The 15,644-nt window shown below is 43.6% G+C and carries 12 protein-coding genes and 1 pseudogene; 2 read left to right on the forward strand and 11 right to left on the reverse strand.

The window, feature by feature from the left end; genetic code table 11:
• Positions 1-260: 260 nt before the first annotated feature.
• Together JOD01_RS17065 and JOD01_RS20085 are read left to right on the forward strand one after the other, a co-directional pair.
• A complete protein-coding gene (locus tag JOD01_RS17065; RefSeq protein WP_204519526.1) occupies positions 261-2,234 on the forward strand; it encodes an electron transport protein in 1,974 nt (657 codons plus the stop codon).
• 689 nt (positions 2,235-2,923) lie between these two features.
• Positions 2,924-3,139 carry a helix-turn-helix domain-containing protein gene (locus JOD01_RS20085; RefSeq protein WP_204519527.1) on the forward strand — a complete coding sequence of 72 codons (216 nt, stop codon included), beginning with the start codon at positions 2,924-2,926 and terminating at the stop codon, positions 3,137-3,139.
• Between the two features lie 36 nt (positions 3,140-3,175).
• Here the strand turns inward: JOD01_RS20085 and JOD01_RS19770 are convergent, their stop codons facing one another.
• From JOD01_RS19770 to JOD01_RS17115, 11 genes and pseudogenes are all read right to left on the reverse strand, one after another.
• Positions 3,176-3,523: a tyrosine-type recombinase/integrase gene (locus JOD01_RS19770; protein WP_239565548.1), complete on the reverse strand. Its 348-nt coding sequence runs from the start codon at positions 3,521-3,523 to the stop codon at positions 3,176-3,178.
• A 27-nt stretch (positions 3,524-3,550) separates the two neighbouring features.
• The gene (locus tag JOD01_RS19775; protein WP_239565549.1) at positions 3,551-3,784 is read right to left on the reverse strand and encodes a hypothetical protein; all 234 of its coding nucleotides are present in this window, start codon (positions 3,782-3,784) and stop codon (positions 3,551-3,553) included.
• Between the two features lie 16 nt (positions 3,785-3,800).
• Positions 3,801-4,127, reverse strand: coding sequence for a hypothetical protein (locus JOD01_RS19780; protein ID WP_239565550.1), 327 nt, complete (start codon positions 4,125-4,127; stop codon positions 3,801-3,803).
• A gap of 417 nt (positions 4,128-4,544) precedes the next feature.
• Positions 4,545-6,656 (reverse strand): ATP-binding protein, encoded by a 2,112-nt coding sequence (locus JOD01_RS17080; RefSeq protein ID WP_204519528.1) that lies wholly within the window; start codon positions 6,654-6,656, stop codon positions 4,545-4,547.
• Positions 6,634-8,037 (reverse strand): SIR2 family protein, encoded by a 1,404-nt coding sequence (locus tag JOD01_RS17085; RefSeq protein WP_204519529.1) that lies wholly within the window; start codon positions 8,035-8,037, stop codon positions 6,634-6,636. The genes JOD01_RS17080 and JOD01_RS17085 overlap by 23 nt, the downstream gene beginning before the upstream one ends.
• A 26-nt stretch (positions 8,038-8,063) precedes the next feature.
• The gene (locus tag JOD01_RS17090) at positions 8,064-8,978 is read right to left on the reverse strand and encodes an AlbA family DNA-binding domain-containing protein (RefSeq protein WP_204519530.1); all 915 of its coding nucleotides are present in this window, start codon (positions 8,976-8,978) and stop codon (positions 8,064-8,066) included.
• 107 nt (positions 8,979-9,085) lie between these two features.
• A complete protein-coding gene (gene istB / locus JOD01_RS17095; RefSeq protein WP_338028579.1) occupies positions 9,086-9,757 on the reverse strand; it encodes an IS21-like element helper ATPase IstB in 672 nt (223 codons plus the stop codon).
• A gap of 44 nt (positions 9,758-9,801) precedes the next feature.
• On the reverse strand, positions 9,802-11,313 hold the full coding sequence (gene istA / locus JOD01_RS17100) for an IS21 family transposase (RefSeq protein WP_204519531.1): 1,512 nt from the start codon (positions 11,311-11,313) through the stop codon (positions 9,802-9,804).
• A gap of 137 nt (positions 11,314-11,450) precedes the next feature.
• Positions 11,451-12,614: pseudogene (locus JOD01_RS17105) on the reverse strand (IS1182 family transposase); the annotation flags it as partial.
• A 474-nt stretch (positions 12,615-13,088) separates the two neighbouring features.
• Complete coding sequence (locus tag JOD01_RS17110) at positions 13,089-14,435, reverse strand: glutamine synthetase family protein (protein WP_204519532.1); 1,347 nt, start codon at positions 14,433-14,435, stop codon at positions 13,089-13,091.
• A complete protein-coding gene (locus JOD01_RS17115) occupies positions 14,429-15,634 on the reverse strand; it encodes a M20 metallopeptidase family protein (RefSeq protein WP_007780166.1) in 1,206 nt (401 codons plus the stop codon). Before JOD01_RS17115 ends, JOD01_RS17110 begins: the two co-directional genes overlap by 7 nt.
• Positions 15,635-15,644: the final 10 nt, after the last annotated feature.

The raw sequence follows: 15,644 nt of genomic DNA on the forward strand, positions 1-15,644 counted from the left end.
TTGGTTTGGTCACCGAAAAACTTCTCCAAGTCGGGGTGAAGTCCTTTTTTTATGCTCAGAAAACCTTGTTGCTCAAGGGTTTAGATTTATGCAAAAGGCTCGATTATTTTCTTTGGGACCCGTTGAATTCTAGCTTCGATCTTAGTAGTGGAACAAGTTGACCAGAAAACTAGAAAACATCATTGTTAGATAAATAAAAAGCGATGCATCCCTGAATACTAACCCTTGTGGTAATTAATAATTCTAAAGGAGACGCAGGTATGAAGTGGATAAATTGGACTCTGTTATCGGTTTTAGCTATTTTCGTATTTGGAATAAGCATGTTAAACATCTTTGAACCCGAATATGCGTATTTCCCCCCGAGTGAAAAAACACTTAGTAATGATCAGATGTCGGTTCAATCAGTACACACTGAAGGCTATGATTTGTGGGGTACGACAATTTCTAAAGAGGAAGCTAAGATGATAAGCACAAAGGGTGATAAATCAACACTCTCTCCTCGTCATGGAGCAGTACAAATTAACGACTCATTATTACAACTAGGGCGTAAAACATTTTATCAGGAGACCTTTGGCAATGAAGTCTTTATGACCGATATCATGGGAATCGTGGACGGAGCTTTTACCATACCTAATGTTGCAAAGGCAATATTGTCATTACGTGGTGAAGGAACGACCAATTTAAAGGTTGAACTGGCAAAAACCGTAACAATTGCGGGAAGAACCTTCAAAAAAGGAAGTAAGATTGATACCGGTATCGATGTCCCGAAGGGAGCCTATACCCCTTTGGGAATGCCTATTAAATATGCTGATGGGAGACTAAAAGTCGGGATAAGCTGCGCTGCCTGTCATGCAACAGTTGATAGGGAAACAAAAATGGTGATCGAGGGAGCTCCAAATACCGATCTAAACGCCGGTTTACTTATGGCACTGGCAACAAACTCTACGGCATACCTTACTCACGCAGAAATAGGCAATATAAAAAAATATATGGATTCGTTAGACCGTACTGTTGTGACAACCGATGGAAAAAAGGCGTCATTACCCAATCCCATAGCGATAGAGGAAGCTGTAGACTCAACTTTTTTAAAGTGGTCGCCAGGGAATTTCGATTCCACAATAGATATGAAGGCAAATCCTGCCCAAATACCTGATTCTTTTACGCTTGGCGACCATCCTTATGGCTGGAGTGGGTTTGCGGCTGCAGGGCCATTTAAGGGTCTCAGTGTGTTTAGTAATAACGTCCATGCTCAAAACTCAGATTCACTGTCTCAAGCCGATGTTAGCCATGTATTGTTTGGGATGGACAAGGAGGTTTACCTCGGAACAATCTTGCAAAACTCCGCAAATCCTAAATTTCGTTATAAAGTAAACAGCAATATGAAACCATCCGATTTTTTTGCAAGTGTCGACCCGACACCTGGTGTTCCGGGCGTAAACGAAATGATAAAACCGCCTACTTTCCCCAAAGTGACATTAGTAGCCCCAGATGGCCTGTTTTTAAGCTCACCGGGGTATCGAGTCGGGGAACAAGTAAACGGTATGGCCGCATGGCAAAATACAATAGTGCCTCCTAAGCAACCAGAGAAAGTTGATACAAAAACAGTTGCACTTGGACAAGATGTATTTTCCCGTGCTGGTTGTATTACATGCCATGCTGGTAATGCATTAACAAATAACCGAGTGATACCTGTCAATGTGATTAAAACCGAACCCTCTCGAGCCAAGGCACTAAAAAAGACGGAAAAGATATTTACAGAGGCTGTTTTATATGGCTTTGATACACCCGTGCCATTACAAGAAAATGCAACTTCCCTAAAGGTGCCTACGCAAAATCTTGACCGTGAACAGATCAAGTTGGCATTTGCACATGGTGATTCTCAAGGTGGATATAAAGTTCCTAGTTTAATCGGTCTTTATTGGACCGCCCCATACTTACACGATGGTGGAATAGCAGTAGGTCCTGACCCCAATACCCAACTAGGAGTAAAAGGTACACTAATGAAAGGCATTTATCCAGACCCGGCGAATAGTTTGCGCGCATTGGTTGATAAGGAGTTAAGACAAAAGGTAATTGCGGCCAACAAAACATCAAAAGATCTTCAATTTACTCATGTTAGTGGAATTGGACACGAATACTGGGTTGACTCATCAACACAGTTTACAAAGGAAGAACAGGAAGCACTTATCAAATACCTCTTGTCAGTAGGAAGCGATCTCAAAGAATCAAAATAACGTAAAAAAGTCAAAGTCAAAACCTAATCAGTGACAGCTTGGAAAATACAACGGCACTCAAATGATCCTGAGTGCCGTTGCGAGCTGGAAAATCGCCTCTCGTTTTTTAGGTATTGAGCTTTCGTCAGTCCCAGTCCAGGTACACGTTGATCTCGTTCACTCTACCCGGGCTGAGGTACTTCTCCTGAATGATCTTCCTCTCCATTTCATCCAGTGAATATTGGAGTGCCGCTCGATCTGTCTGACTGATTCAACCGTGGAAACAGTTGATCAATTCCCTGCTCGGCCTGCTCTTGTTTGTTTTGAACGGCGACAAGGAGGGCTTTGTATCCCTTCAGCTCTTTTACAACAGCCTTACGGACCTCTCTTTCGTTCACTGTTTAGAGAAAAGATAATTGCTCTGGAGCGCTCATCTTCCATTCCCCCTTGTCCAGAACCAATGGTATAATTTTCTTGACTGAAATACCTTGGGCTCCCGGAGATGGGGTCCATTTTTATGTTTGGGGGGTGCCGATTATGGAATTGTGAGGAAAACGGCGTGAACGCCGTTTAAATATCTGCGCGAGGAGTTGGTGCGCTGTTCAAGGTAGGTGTGGTATACTTTCAATGGTTAATTTTTCTTATTGCTTTATCTGTTTATAACTATAAGGCTATATACATATACTACCAATAGATTGGAGGAATTTTCTTTGAAGGTTGTTCTCTGCGTTCGTGAGTTACTAGAAAAACACAATCTTACTCAACAGGAATTATCGTCCATGACAGGGATAGCGCAGTCAACCATTAGCCCAATGGTTCGTAACATAAAAGAAAGGGTAGACCTCGATCATATACGAAGAATAGCAGAAGCGCTCAATATACGTGACATGAACGAGATCATCCGAATAGTAGACGAGGATGATTAAAAGTTGAACTGGCTTGCAACTTCCGGCCCCGACGCTTTAGAAAGATGGGTATACCGCATGATCATGCGTAGATCGGAGTGCCCAAGGAATCATCTGCAAATGACGGATGTCCCCGCCAGCCTCCAAAAACATCGTAGCTGCCGTATGACGAAAGAGATGCGGATGAACACGGATCGGGATTTCGGCTTGGTCCGCGTACTCCTTCAACCGATGACGGAACTGTCCGTCCCTCAATCGCTCCCCGTAATTCGCGAGGAACACGTACTCAGAGTCGAAATCTTCGTTTTCGCGAAGTAAATCTTGAATCAACTTGAGCGTTTGCTTTTTTACCGAAACTGACCGAGATTTCCGATTTTTTGACTGTTCCGCTCGGATCGTTATCATACCGAGTTCGAAGTCAATGTTCGTTTTTCACAACGATAGCGCATCGTTGATGCGAAGGAAGCCGTCCAAAAGTACATTCATAATCACGTAGTCTCGGAATCCGCTATATCTCCGTTGGTTGGGTGCTGCCAAAAGTCTTTTCAACTGCTCTACCGACATAATTTGAATCTCGTTGTCATTTTCCTCGACCGGCTTGACATTATCGAACGGATTCGCGTCAATCAATCCCTCTTCCGCAAGATAGCGAAACATCGTCCTCATTGTTTTCAGTCGCGTATTAACGGACGTCGCCGATAGTCCAACGGTCTGCTCCGCCTCCGATTTTGAACTTGTGCCCGTCAAACCGGACCTTTTCGTTAAGATTCCATACGATATATTCGCGGATAAAGTCCGGCGTCACAAGACGCACGTCGCGTCCATACCCGCGTAAATCCATATATTCGACGAAGAAACCGTAATTTTCCCGGTAACTCTCTAACGTCCGCTCCTTCCGCCCTTCCGCTACTTTCGCATGATAAAACCGCTCGAATAGCGCACCTAGTGAATAGTCGGATGTGACCGAAAATCTTTCTGTCTTCGTACGTCTGCCTTTACGCTTGTCCAAAATCAAAAAACGCTCCCTTCCGTTTATTACGGAATGAGAGCGTATGGGTTCACGGCCAGTCCCCGTTTAACCATTCGTGACCAGCGACACCTAGCGGAATCATGGAGCGACACCTTGCGTTACAGTTTCCGGTACGTCCATCGGTCAGTTGATCGGGTCAAAACGTTGATTTAGCGCGTTTTTTACGTTATGGTGATCCGGACTGGGTTCGAACCAGCGACCCCCACCCTGTCAAGATCAAATGGCCAATTTCCCACAATTTCCTTAAATAGCCGAAAACCCACTCATATCAGGGTTCTCGGCTATTTTTCCATTTCGCTGTGAACCGTAATTTCCGATGATTATTTTGAGTTCTTGACCAATTTTTTGACCAGCACCTAAGCATCAATTCGTTCCATATTAATTGGGTATAAATTTCTATTGATTTCCATTTTCAGACTCATCGCTAACCCATTCTTTTACAACCTTCTTGAAATCAATATCAATTGAATTTCCAAGCCATTGAGAAAAGAATTCAGGATCATCACTATCCGGTTTTGGTACAACATCGTTTAAGCGAACTTGTACAGGGCTTCTTACCGCATCACCCATGATGATCGCATGCTGTTGAGGTAAAATAGGTAGTTGGCTCAAAATATCTGCATTTGCAGAAGAAACTAATTGTCTTACGTAACTTTGATCCTCAGGATTTTGAAGTCTATGGACTATAAACGTGTTGCATTGAGATAGAATCGTTTTTGATAATTCAGAAGGCCTCTGTGAAGATACAATCAAAGACAGACCATATTTTCTACCTTCTCTGGCGATTCGTTCAAAAACACGTTTTGATATAGAAACTCGATCTTTTTTCCGATCTACTTGAGGGATGTAATTTTGAGCTTCTTCTAATACAATAACAATGGGATACTTACCACGAAATTCTTCGTACTCCTCCACTTTTTCAATTCTTTGTACAAATTCAAGAAGTAACCTGCCTATAAGGCCAGTGATGTTCTCCAAAACTTCATAAGGCAACAAAGACATGTCTATTATCGTTATTTGACTTTTTTGTTCAGGATTATTCACATTCGATTGATTAAATCTATATTCACAGAAATCATTATCATATTGTTCCGTTAAAACGCCTAAAATGTATTTTAAATAATAATGCAGTGCCTCACTAATATTATCGTTTTTAAGCATAAGAGGGGTGCTGATTCTATCATCATTATAAAAACTAGACAATCTCAATTTTAAACTTGATAGATACTCTCTGTACTTACCATCTGAATGGTCTATTTCCATGATCGCATCATCAATGTAATTGTTAAATAAATCAAAAAAATTAAAATAACTAGGCAAATCTACATTTACAAAATGATTTTCTTTTTCACTTTCTATTGAGTCACATTCGCCTTTAATCTTAGTAATAGCCTCGTAAACTTCTTCTAATATTTCTTTGTTTAATGATCCGTTCCAATATTGTCCGTTTTTTGTCAAATTCGAACCAGCTTGTTCTAATTTAAATATATGTTCTTTATATTCGGGGAGTTTTGTTTCAATGAATAGCTTGTCATCCTCTAATTCTTCTTTAATAAAACTTCTTAATCTAAAATCCTTGCTGTCCTCTAGCATCTCAATAATTCTTTTTAAATAATTTGTTCTAATCGGGCTATAATTGTTGCTGTTACTAGAATTGCTTTGTTTTTTCTTGTATTTTTTAGCCAAGGAAATTGCATTTTTAAAGATAGGTGCTTGAGTTTGATGAGACGGCTCAAACAAATAATCAAAATCGTCATAATTCATGAACCAATAGGGCACTTTTAGTCCTTCTTTTGTTATCGTAAAAGTGTTAACCCTTGTTTTTAGTTCTTCGTCTTTAAATTGAAATGCTTTTTTATATTCGCCATTCGTATCAAATATTACAACATGAGCATCAGTTAACGTCTTTAAGCCGTCTTTAGTTAGAAATTTTCCCCTGAACATGGACTGAAATATGGAGGCAATTGTACATGATTTACCTGAACCTGTGTTGCCTAGTACAGCAACGTGCTTGTTAAGAAACTTGTCCGGATTTATCTTTATATCAAAATCAGAAAAAGTAGGAGACTTACCGATCGGCAAAAAGTAGTCATTTCTTAAGTCGATAACAGTGCCTTTTGGCTTATGATCAAAAATTATTTCAAGGTCTTGCTTTAATACATAACAAACCGGGTTGTCTAGTATAGGGAAGTTGTAGACACCTTGAATATACTTATTAGAGTTGTTAATTGTGCCGATCATCGTTGCAATAATATATCTTTTGGATTTAGGTAAAAGTATTGAGTTTTCCGACCCTTCAAATTCAGTTTCATCGCTTATTTTAACCCTGGTGATCATTGCGATGATTTTCTCTGCACCGACTGGAATCGATATATACGAGTTGATACGAGCGATCTCGTATATATCATTAAATCCACTTCTGTATAAGGTCTTAACGCTTGCATCAAGTTCAATTATTACTCGAAAACTATCGACACTTATCACTCTACCAATAATCTGCTCTTGCATCATCTTTCACCTCGGATGCTTGCTTCTCAGAATATAGCTTCTTTAAAGTTGTAGATACTTTCTCTCGATACTCCATTTCGTGGAAAGTGGGCATAATTTTTTTTGAGAATGTCTTAAAATCTCCTAAATAAGAACCTTCTAAGATAACAATACGAGGATCGTCGAGTTCATAAAGTTTTTTTATCATTTCATTTCCCGTGCCTTTAAAGTCAACAACAATCAGTGTGAAGCTAGGAATGGACAAAGCCTGATAAATAATATCGTTAATGTGTTCATCGAAAAAACTATAACCAACACAAAACAATACGGATTGAGGCTGAGTAATCACAGAAGCAAACTGCCTAAACAGCTCTGAGTAAGGGAAATCAAGCGTGTAGCCTTTTTTATGAGCGGTAGGATAAATAATTATATCCCCAGCCGACTCTAAGTTATTTCTAACCCAATCGATATGCCGCTCAACTAAGCCATACTGATTCTGTGCTGAACTTTCTTCACGTACCCAAGTGATCGAACCGTGTAATTTATAATATTTAATCATTCGTTCAATTCGTCTTACTCTACCTTCAGTTGTACTTCCCGGATAGTATAAATCATATTCAAACACCTCAGGCCTAAATGTCCGCTTATGAAATCCGCTAAACCCATTCATATAGTGAACGCCCAATTCATCAAAAGCGTTCTCAAAAGCCAAGTCATAGTTTGTAGTAAAGATGTTCGCTCTTCTTAAATTTAATGGTCGCTCTAATAAGGATTTGATAAAACTTTTATGGTAAGTGTATTTTCCGTTCTTCTGCATTTCTTCTCTGACCTGCTCATCATCGGGCCAATATTCAAGTTTATCAAGATCACATAATTTAAATAATTCTGATTTAATTTTTGAAATTAAAGATTCTAGAATCTGAGGAGTTATCTCGATATGTTTATCTTCAAACGAATCTTCATAATTATAGCCACTAATGAGATTCTTAGAATGACCCTGTACATATTGTAATGCTAGCAGGTAATTCAAAAATTCTTCCAAAGGAACCGTAATTTCGGATGGTTGTTGTGACTCGTCTCTCAATACATACTCCGATTTTTGAAATTGTTTTACTAAGTGAATAAATAATCCATAGACTTCCTGATCCCCGTTCCTTAATGCATTCTCAATAGCAATAGGAAAGTTGCGTATTGAAGTCGTGCCCAAGTGCAATGAAGAGCCTGTACCAAACAGAAAACTTACATTGTCGAGTTGCAAATAGTTTTTCAATACCAGCCTAATCTTATCAGGAAGTTTTTCCGGTTTATTATTGGATGGGTCAGCGAAAAAATCCTCAACCCAATCCTTTGAACCTACAAAAAATTTGCTTCTCTTTAACTTATCAAATTCGCGTTCCTCCATAATCTCCTCCGTCCTGCCAAATGACTCTATTGACCGATTTGACGAGCTCTTACCTTCCATAGAAATTCTCCTTTAGCAATAACATTAGCATTTGTTACACTAACACTATATTCATTACCAACTGTATCAAATAAAAACAATTCAAAAATAAACTCCTCATCCGTGTACCCATCAACATCTAAACCGAGCTGTAATGATTGAGTGGATGTAAAACCGAATAGAAGTTCCCCAGTTTTTTCAGACTTGGGTGATAAGCCAAGAAGGAAGTCCGCACCTACATAATCATTCAACCCATACAAAGGATGTTGAGTTAAAACCTCGTTATTCATATTTTTTATGACTAATCGACCAAATTTAATTGTTATAGGGTTGTTTGTTAAATTTCTTAGTGAAGTCATTAATTTTGCACAACCATTTTTATCGTCTGTCGCCCACAAAGTATTATCCATGATAATGATTTCAAACTTATCTTTATTCTGATAAAACAAATCATAGTCACTTCTAACGGCTATTGCTTGCTGGCTTCCCTTTCTCACCATACAATACCCTGCATCTAGATCCTTGTATTTCTTTTTCATCATGTAAGGTTTATTTGTATTATTATACAATTCTAATACAGCTAACTTTTTCCCCTTATACATAAAAGTAAAGTAGTTAAAATTGACGAATGGTTCTATATTACTTGAAATCAATTGATGAAGTTCAGAGGAGTCAATATGTGCAGAATCATCTATACCTAATATCTCTCTATCGCCGTTTGGTTTATCTTTTACACCAATAATTATATATTTGTTTTTATCAACCATAGAGTTTGCCATAGCCATTATATCTTTTAGTAAATGGCTATACCTATCCTTCGAATACTGAATGGCTTTAAAGTCTAAATAATCGCATTCATAGCCTTTTTCAATTAGTTCCACTAGATAATCGTGGTTATACATTTTATCACCATACTCCTTCTTTTTTCTCTAGCCTTGCAATATTTGTATTTGGCAAGTAGAAAATGTACCGTTTGGCAATTAAAAATGCACACTTGCCAACCAGGGTATCATCGATTCATCAGTGAATCCTTATGACGAAAACTATCACGATTAAAAACAATCAAATGCGAATAGTGAATGAGACGATCAATGAATGCTTCCGTCAGTATTGGATCGCCAAAAACGTGATTCCATTGGCCGAACTGTAAGTTCGTGGTTATGATGACACTACGCTTTTCATAACACAGATTGATCACTTGAAACAGTAATTCTGCTCCTTGCTTGTGAAGGGGTACATAGCCTAATTCATCAAGAATTAATAGATCCAGGCTCTCTATTTGTTTAAACAGCCTACCGAGAGTTCCTTTCTCGTTAACCTCTAACAGGCTGTTCACGAGTTGAGCGACTGTATAGAAGCGCACCCGTTTTTGGCTTTTTTGGATGCAGTTCCAGCCTGCCAAGGCTGCCATAAGCGTTTTCCCGACCCCGACGCCTCCATATAGGATTAAATTCTCTTTTCTCTCTATGAACCTGCCTTGCAAGATTTCTTCCTTTGTAATGTTTCCATTCATATGAATACCGTGCCATTCTAGCTGCTTGCCAGATATATCCGGCAAACAGGATTGACTGAGAAGGAGATTGAGCTTCCGTTCCTCTCGTTGCTGTATTTCCCTTTCGAATAAGCAGAGCAGAAATTCTTCATGTGTTTCAGCTTCCACCGCGTGATAATTCTCCCGTATCCAACTTCATTTCAAACGCTTGGCATGCTCTTCAATGAGGCTTCTCACCGCTGCTCACCTCCTGGCATAATCATCAACCGATCATAATGAGAGAGGCCTCTGCTTGAATTTCTAGTTGATGGCACTGAAGGCGGAAGCGACAGTGTTTCTCGAATGCCTCGTCCATTCACAAGCTGATAATAGACGTGCTTGATGGATTCCGTGGTAGGATGTCCATGTTCGGATGCAATCCGTAGGGCTTGTAGAGATATGTCGAAATCCTGTTCCTTTAATATGACGGATAAAAGTTGGAGAGCATTCCGTTTCTCCTCGACTGTACATTCACCGAAAAAGGCTTTCCATTCCTCCGGCAATTGATCGTAGAATGAGCTGTATTTCAAAGCGGTTGGCCTCTTTGCCATCAAGGTCAGATAAGGTTGCCAGTCCATCGACTTCTTTGTCTCCCCATATAATCTGGGGTGGCGTACGATCACTTCATTTTCCTCGTTCAGAAGCGAGATCGTATCAAATGAGATCTTCGCCAAGACCGCTTGTCCCGCAAAGCGCGGCGAAGTGGAATATTGCTTTTGGTCAATACGGACGATTCCGTATTTATCCGCTTTGACCTGCTCGAACCGAACGCATTCGTACGCTTTACCGGGCAGTTGGAGGAAGCGCTCCTTGTCTTCCAAATATAGTTCGGCAATCAGGGTATCCTTTTCATAGTGGCAACGTTTCCGATCCCCCAGGCTCCAATTCAGGGTCTTCTCATTCAAGACCGACAGGTCTTCATAGTGGATTTCCGGCAACAGATAGTTGTTTCGTATGTATTTGACCATCGCTTCCACGTGCCCTTTCTCGTTTCCGCTTCCCGGATTGCAGAATTCATATTGGAAGCCATAATGGGCAACAAAACGAGCGAATTCCTCTGTTACTTGCCGTTCCCCGTTTGGCAGCACTTTCTTCACCGCAGGTGACAGGTTATCGAAACGGATCGTATGCGGCACGCCTTCTAGAAAGGCGAACATGTTCGTCAGTCCTTGTAGAAAACACTCCCGGTTTTGGGAAGGGAACACTTGAAACAGGAATGAATTGCTGTAAGGGAATGAGAGGACGAGGAAGGGCAAGATGACCTCTTTTCCCCTGTGCTTAAAAGGAGCTTCCCCAAAATCTACCTGTGCTGTGCCGGCCTTCGCCTCTAACGGTAAGGCAGTGTCATTGCTCTCGTCCAATAAGGCGGCTTTCCTTTTCGCCACATAGGCACGAATCGTACGGTCAGAGCCTTGGAATCCATGTTCCGAAACGAGAAGAGTATAGATTCGCTTTGCGGTTCTTCTGAACTTCTTTTTCTTCCCCATATCTTCAAGTAGCCATTGATCAACGATTGGTTTAACCGGATCCATTACATTGGCTTTCCTTGTCTGTACAGACTTCACCTCCTGATTGAAATCCTCCATCTCCGAATACTTCTTGATTGTCCTGCGATCCATATTCATCTGTCTTGCAACAGAAAAGTAGGAGCGACCTTTTGTGTTTGTTTCATGTCTGATATAATTGACTTCAGCCATTGCTAACATCTCCTATATACCTCCCATGAACGTTATGCCCAAGGGGAGTGTATGTTTTTTAATAGATGTTGGCAAGTGGCTCTTTTTAATATGAGCATAAATTAGCTGCCATTTAGTACATTTAAATCATGCCATAAACACTCCGTATCGAAGTAGAAAACGAGAGAACGACTTTTGCCACTCTTGCTTCCTTGGACAGCCTTTCGGATACTATGTTGTCCTGCCGGACAAATAACAAAGTCTGCATCCTTGTTGTACTCAAAACCTTCTTGCCTTAGCCCTCCGTTATGTACGATTGGGTTTAGTGGGACGACGGGTTGAATCTTCTTGGCTTTCATCTCGTCCAAGTTATCTTTACCCGAATATGCGGTGTCAGCAATCACTTCTTGTACTTCTATTCCTACGTCAAGCGATTGGTTCAAAAGTTGTTTGAATTGTTTTCCGTCATCCGTACTTCCTCCGGTGACCTCCACAGCCGTAATGATTTCTTCTTCGGTCATGGCAATATGCTCTTTGTAGCCAAAAAAGGATTTCGTATTGCTCTTCCATCCAAAGCGTGCATCTGGATCAATGGCCGACATAATACCTTTATTGGCGAGGAGACGTTCGTCTTCCACGATGGCCTTGGCGATCTTGACCTTCTCCGAGATGGAACCCTCATGATCGGGTAACAAAGTCTCGACAGTCTCTCCAAGTTCCGCCAAGTAGTGAAGCATGATCTTTTCAGCATCCTCTTGATCTTTCTTCAACTCCGGTAACCGTGGGAGTTTCTTTTCGAGTTTTGGATGCTTTTTCACCACAACACGGAATAAGCGCTTCGCCGCATCCCGCAGTACTTCAAACGGCTTTTGTTTTTGCGAAGCTGCCAGTGTATGGGTGGAATCCATGATGATCGTCTTTGACTTCACAAGTCCTTTTTCGATGGACTGACGTACAACTGATTTAAGCACCTCATCCACGGCTCCCGCCCCTAACCGATGATTACGAAAGCGGGATAATTGAGAGGGGTCAGGAAGGGTATCTTCTGGATTTAAACCTAAAAACCACTTATAAGCGAGGTTTACCTGCGTTTCCTGAATGATGCGTTCATCCGAAAGATTGTAGAGAACTTGTAAAAACAATAGACGAAACAGGAGTTCGGGTTCGTTAGCAGGTCTTCCGGAATGCTCACAATAAGAGGAACGAACCAACTCATGAATGAATGTGAAATCTACGATTTCATTGATTTTACGTAAAGGGTGATCCGCGGGAATTAGTTTATATAATTCGGCATGGAAGGATGCCGTGATTTGTTTAGAGGGCTGTAGCAATGGTTCCAACTCTTTCGTTTTCTTTTCATTGTACAACAACCCCAGTGTCGAAGGGGCATTGGGTTTCAGCCTGTTGAAAACCTACTGTTTCGGAGGAGAAGCATGTTTCCAGGCGGAGCGACTGGCGGAGTCCAGCCAAGCGGAACAGCGAGCCCGGGGAAACAGAAGCGCAATCTATGAGTAAACCCCGGAGCTGCGCGCCGTTTCCCCCTACGGGGACTTCGTGCGCTTCCCCCGGGATCGCTGTGGAGCGGACAGTTTCACATCCTTGCAGGACGTAGACCGGAGCGCAGATCGGAAACATGCTTCTCCCCACTACAGCTACATTCTCGATACTTAAAACCCCAGTACCTAAGGGCACTAGGGTTACGGTTTACAGATATTAGGTGGACTTTTGCAGGACTCTCCCAAAGCGGCCGGTTTTTTTGCGTTATCGAGAGTACCAAGATGTTGTATCGGGAAGCGACAGGCGCTCTAAAACCGCGACGTAAATACGGCCCGTTCCCAATCGCTGACGTACCGGGAGTACTTATCCCACTCCGTCCGTTTGATTTTGATGAATTCCTCCCAGATGGAGCGCCCGATGGTTTCCGCCAGGATGGTATCCTCCGCCAGATAGTCGATCGCTTGGCTCAGACTTCTGGGCACCCAGCCAATGCCCCGTTCCTTTAGCTGCTGCTCGTTCAGTTTGCTGACATCGAAATCGGCGGGCTCACCCGGATCGATGCGGTTCTGGATGCCGTCCAGGCCGGCCGCTACCAGGCATGCCGCCAGCAGGTAAGGATTGCAGGTACCATCTGCGCCCCGATATTCGAAGCGCCTTGATCTGCGCTTTTCCGGAATGCGCACCAGAACGGAACGGTTTCCTGCCCCGTAGCAGACATGCGCCGGCGCCCAAGAGCCGGGCTGCATGCGCTTATACGAGTTGATGCTCGGGGCCCCGATGGCAATCAGCGAAGGCGCATGCTTCAGCAATCCGCCGATAAAATGGTAGGCTTTCTCCGACATGTCCAAGCCCCGTTGGTCCGTCGGATCCTCAAACAGATTGTCCCTCGCATGATCATATAAGCTGATATGCACATGCAGTCCGCTCCCCGCCAGATGCTTGAACGGCTTCGGCATCAAAGTCCCGACCATCCCCTGATCCCGGGCAATATGCTTGAACAAGTGCATGAATGTAACCTGATCATCAGCCGCTTTCAGGGCCGCAGCATATTTTAAGTTGACCTCCAGTTGGCCGGGGCCATACTCGCTGGAGATCTGCTCGGTTTGCACACCCATGGCCTCAAGAGAATGAACAAAGCGATGGATAAAATCTTCCTGGATATCCGCCCCTTCGATGGAGAAACAGTGGCTGCGGTCAGCCGGCACCAGCTGCCCATCGACTTCCTTCAATAAATAGGCCTCCTGCTCAAACGCCATGAACATCTTCCCGCCGAGCAGGGATTCCACCTCATTCAGCAGGCGCTTCAGGGCACTTCGCGGGCAGCCAGGCCAGGGGTCTCCGTTCACATCCACAAGATCGCACAGCATGCGCGCCGTATTTTTGCGGTAAGGAAGAATGGCAAACGTACTCGGATCGGGCACGGCGAAAAAGTCCCCGTCGTTTGGCCCATACGTCGGATTGGGAATGTATTCGTCAAACACATCAAAACTCATGATCGCCGTACTGAAGTTAATCCCTTTTTCCAGCGCATCCTTCAGCTGTCCGAGCCGGACCGTCCTCCCCCGGGTCACGCCAGCATAATCCAGAAATTCCACGCGAATAAACTCAATGTTTTCCTTTTCTACCATTTCCAATACCTGTTCTTTGGTTAGCATCCTGTCTCCGCTCCTTTTTGCAGCCTGCTTAAAACTGTCCAGACCAAAACCTTCACCCCGATTGGGATAATGGAATCATCAAACTGAAACTGCGGGTGATGAAGATCGTACACCGGCCTGCCCTCCTGGCCAACGCCTAAGCGGAAATACATGCTCGGGACCTTTTCCGCAAACGCGCCGAAATCATCGGCCCCCATCGACGGCTCCTTCAGGAGTCGAACCGAACCCGGACCGAGAATTTCTGCAGCACTTTCCTCCAGGGCGCGGGTCATCCGTTCATCGTTGATCACCGGAGGGTGTCCCTCGGTGTATTGGACCGTGGCCTTTCCTCCGAAGGAAGCAGCGATGCTCTCCACCCATTGAATCAGTTGGCTCTTCAGCTTCCGGCGGGTTTCCAACGCTACCGCCCGGGCCGTCCCTTCCATCACCACGCGGTCCGCTACCACGTTGCTGGCAGTCCCTCCCTGAATTTTGCCGACATGGACCACCACCGGATCCACCGGATTATTCCCTTTGGTGACCAGCACGGAAAGTGCCTGCAAAACCTGGGCGCTGATGGCAATCGCATCCACGCTTTGGTGAGGCCTGGCACTGTGGCCTCCTTTTCCTTCAATTTCAATGACGAAATCATCGCAGGAAGCGGTCACCGCCCCGTATTTCACCCCGACCGTTCCGTGGGGCAAATGGGGCCATAGATGCAGCCCCAGCATGCCGTCTATACGGGGATGTTCCAACACCCCCTGATCGATCATCCGCTGGGCCGCACCATCGGCTTCTTCCCCCGGTTGAAAAATGCAGCGTACGCGACCAGCCCATTCCTTTCTCCGATGATATAACTGATAGGCGGTTCCCAGCAGAATCGCCGTATGCCCATCATGGCCACAGGCGTGCATCACGCCGGGGTGGCACGAGGCATAAGGCAGCCCCGTTTTCTCCTCAATCGGAAGGGCATCGATATCGGCCCGGATGCCGATGTGGGGCCCCTCTCCTTTTTCACCGATGATATCCACGGCAATGCCTGTTTCGCCCACCTGACGATAGGGAATCCCCCACCCTTTCAGGCAGGAGGCGATATATTCAAACGTCTGAAACTCCTGAAAAGAGAGCTCCGGATACCGGTGAAGGTGTCGGCGGATTTCGATGAGCCTCGCCGCCAAATCCGGCTTCACTTCCACATCCGCTACCGTGAACGTTCCCATCGATCTGGCA

Origin of the sequence: Brevibacillus fulvus, from assembly GCF_016908525.1 — a bacterium.
Classification (GTDB): domain Bacteria; phylum Bacillota; class Bacilli; order Brevibacillales; family Brevibacillaceae; genus Brevibacillus_G; species Brevibacillus_G fulvus.

What these genes read in the sequence shown, in the direction of transcription:
- JOD01_RS17065 (WP_204519526.1), top strand. Translation starts at nt 261, where the DNA reads ATGAAGTGGATAAATTGGACTCTGTTATCGGTTTTAGCTATTTTCGTA.
- JOD01_RS19770 (WP_239565548.1), bottom strand. Translation starts at nt 3,523, where the DNA reads ATGATAACGATCCGAGCGGAACAGTCAAAAAATCGGAAATCTCGGTCA.
- JOD01_RS19775 (WP_239565549.1), bottom strand. Translation starts at nt 3,784, where the DNA reads ATGAGGACGATGTTTCGCTATCTTGCGGAAGAGGGATTGATTGACGCG.
- JOD01_RS17080 (WP_204519528.1), bottom strand. Translation starts at nt 6,656, where the DNA reads ATGCAAGAGCAGATTATTGGTAGAGTGATAAGTGTCGATAGTTTTCGA.
- JOD01_RS17085 (WP_204519529.1), bottom strand. Translation starts at nt 8,037, where the DNA reads ATGGAGGAACGCGAATTTGATAAGTTAAAGAGAAGCAAATTTTTTGTA.
- JOD01_RS17090 (WP_204519530.1), bottom strand. Translation starts at nt 8,978, where the DNA reads ATGTATAACCACGATTATCTAGTGGAACTAATTGAAAAAGGCTATGAA.
- istA (WP_204519531.1), bottom strand. Translation starts at nt 11,313, where the DNA reads ATGTTAGCAATGGCTGAAGTCAATTATATCAGACATGAAACAAACACA.
- JOD01_RS17110 (WP_204519532.1), bottom strand. Translation starts at nt 14,435, where the DNA reads ATGCTAACCAAAGAACAGGTATTGGAAATGGTAGAAAAGGAAAACATT.
- JOD01_RS17115 (WP_007780166.1), bottom strand. Translation starts at nt 15,634, where the DNA reads ATGGGAACGTTCACGGTAGCGGATGTGGAAGTGAAGCCGGATTTGGCG.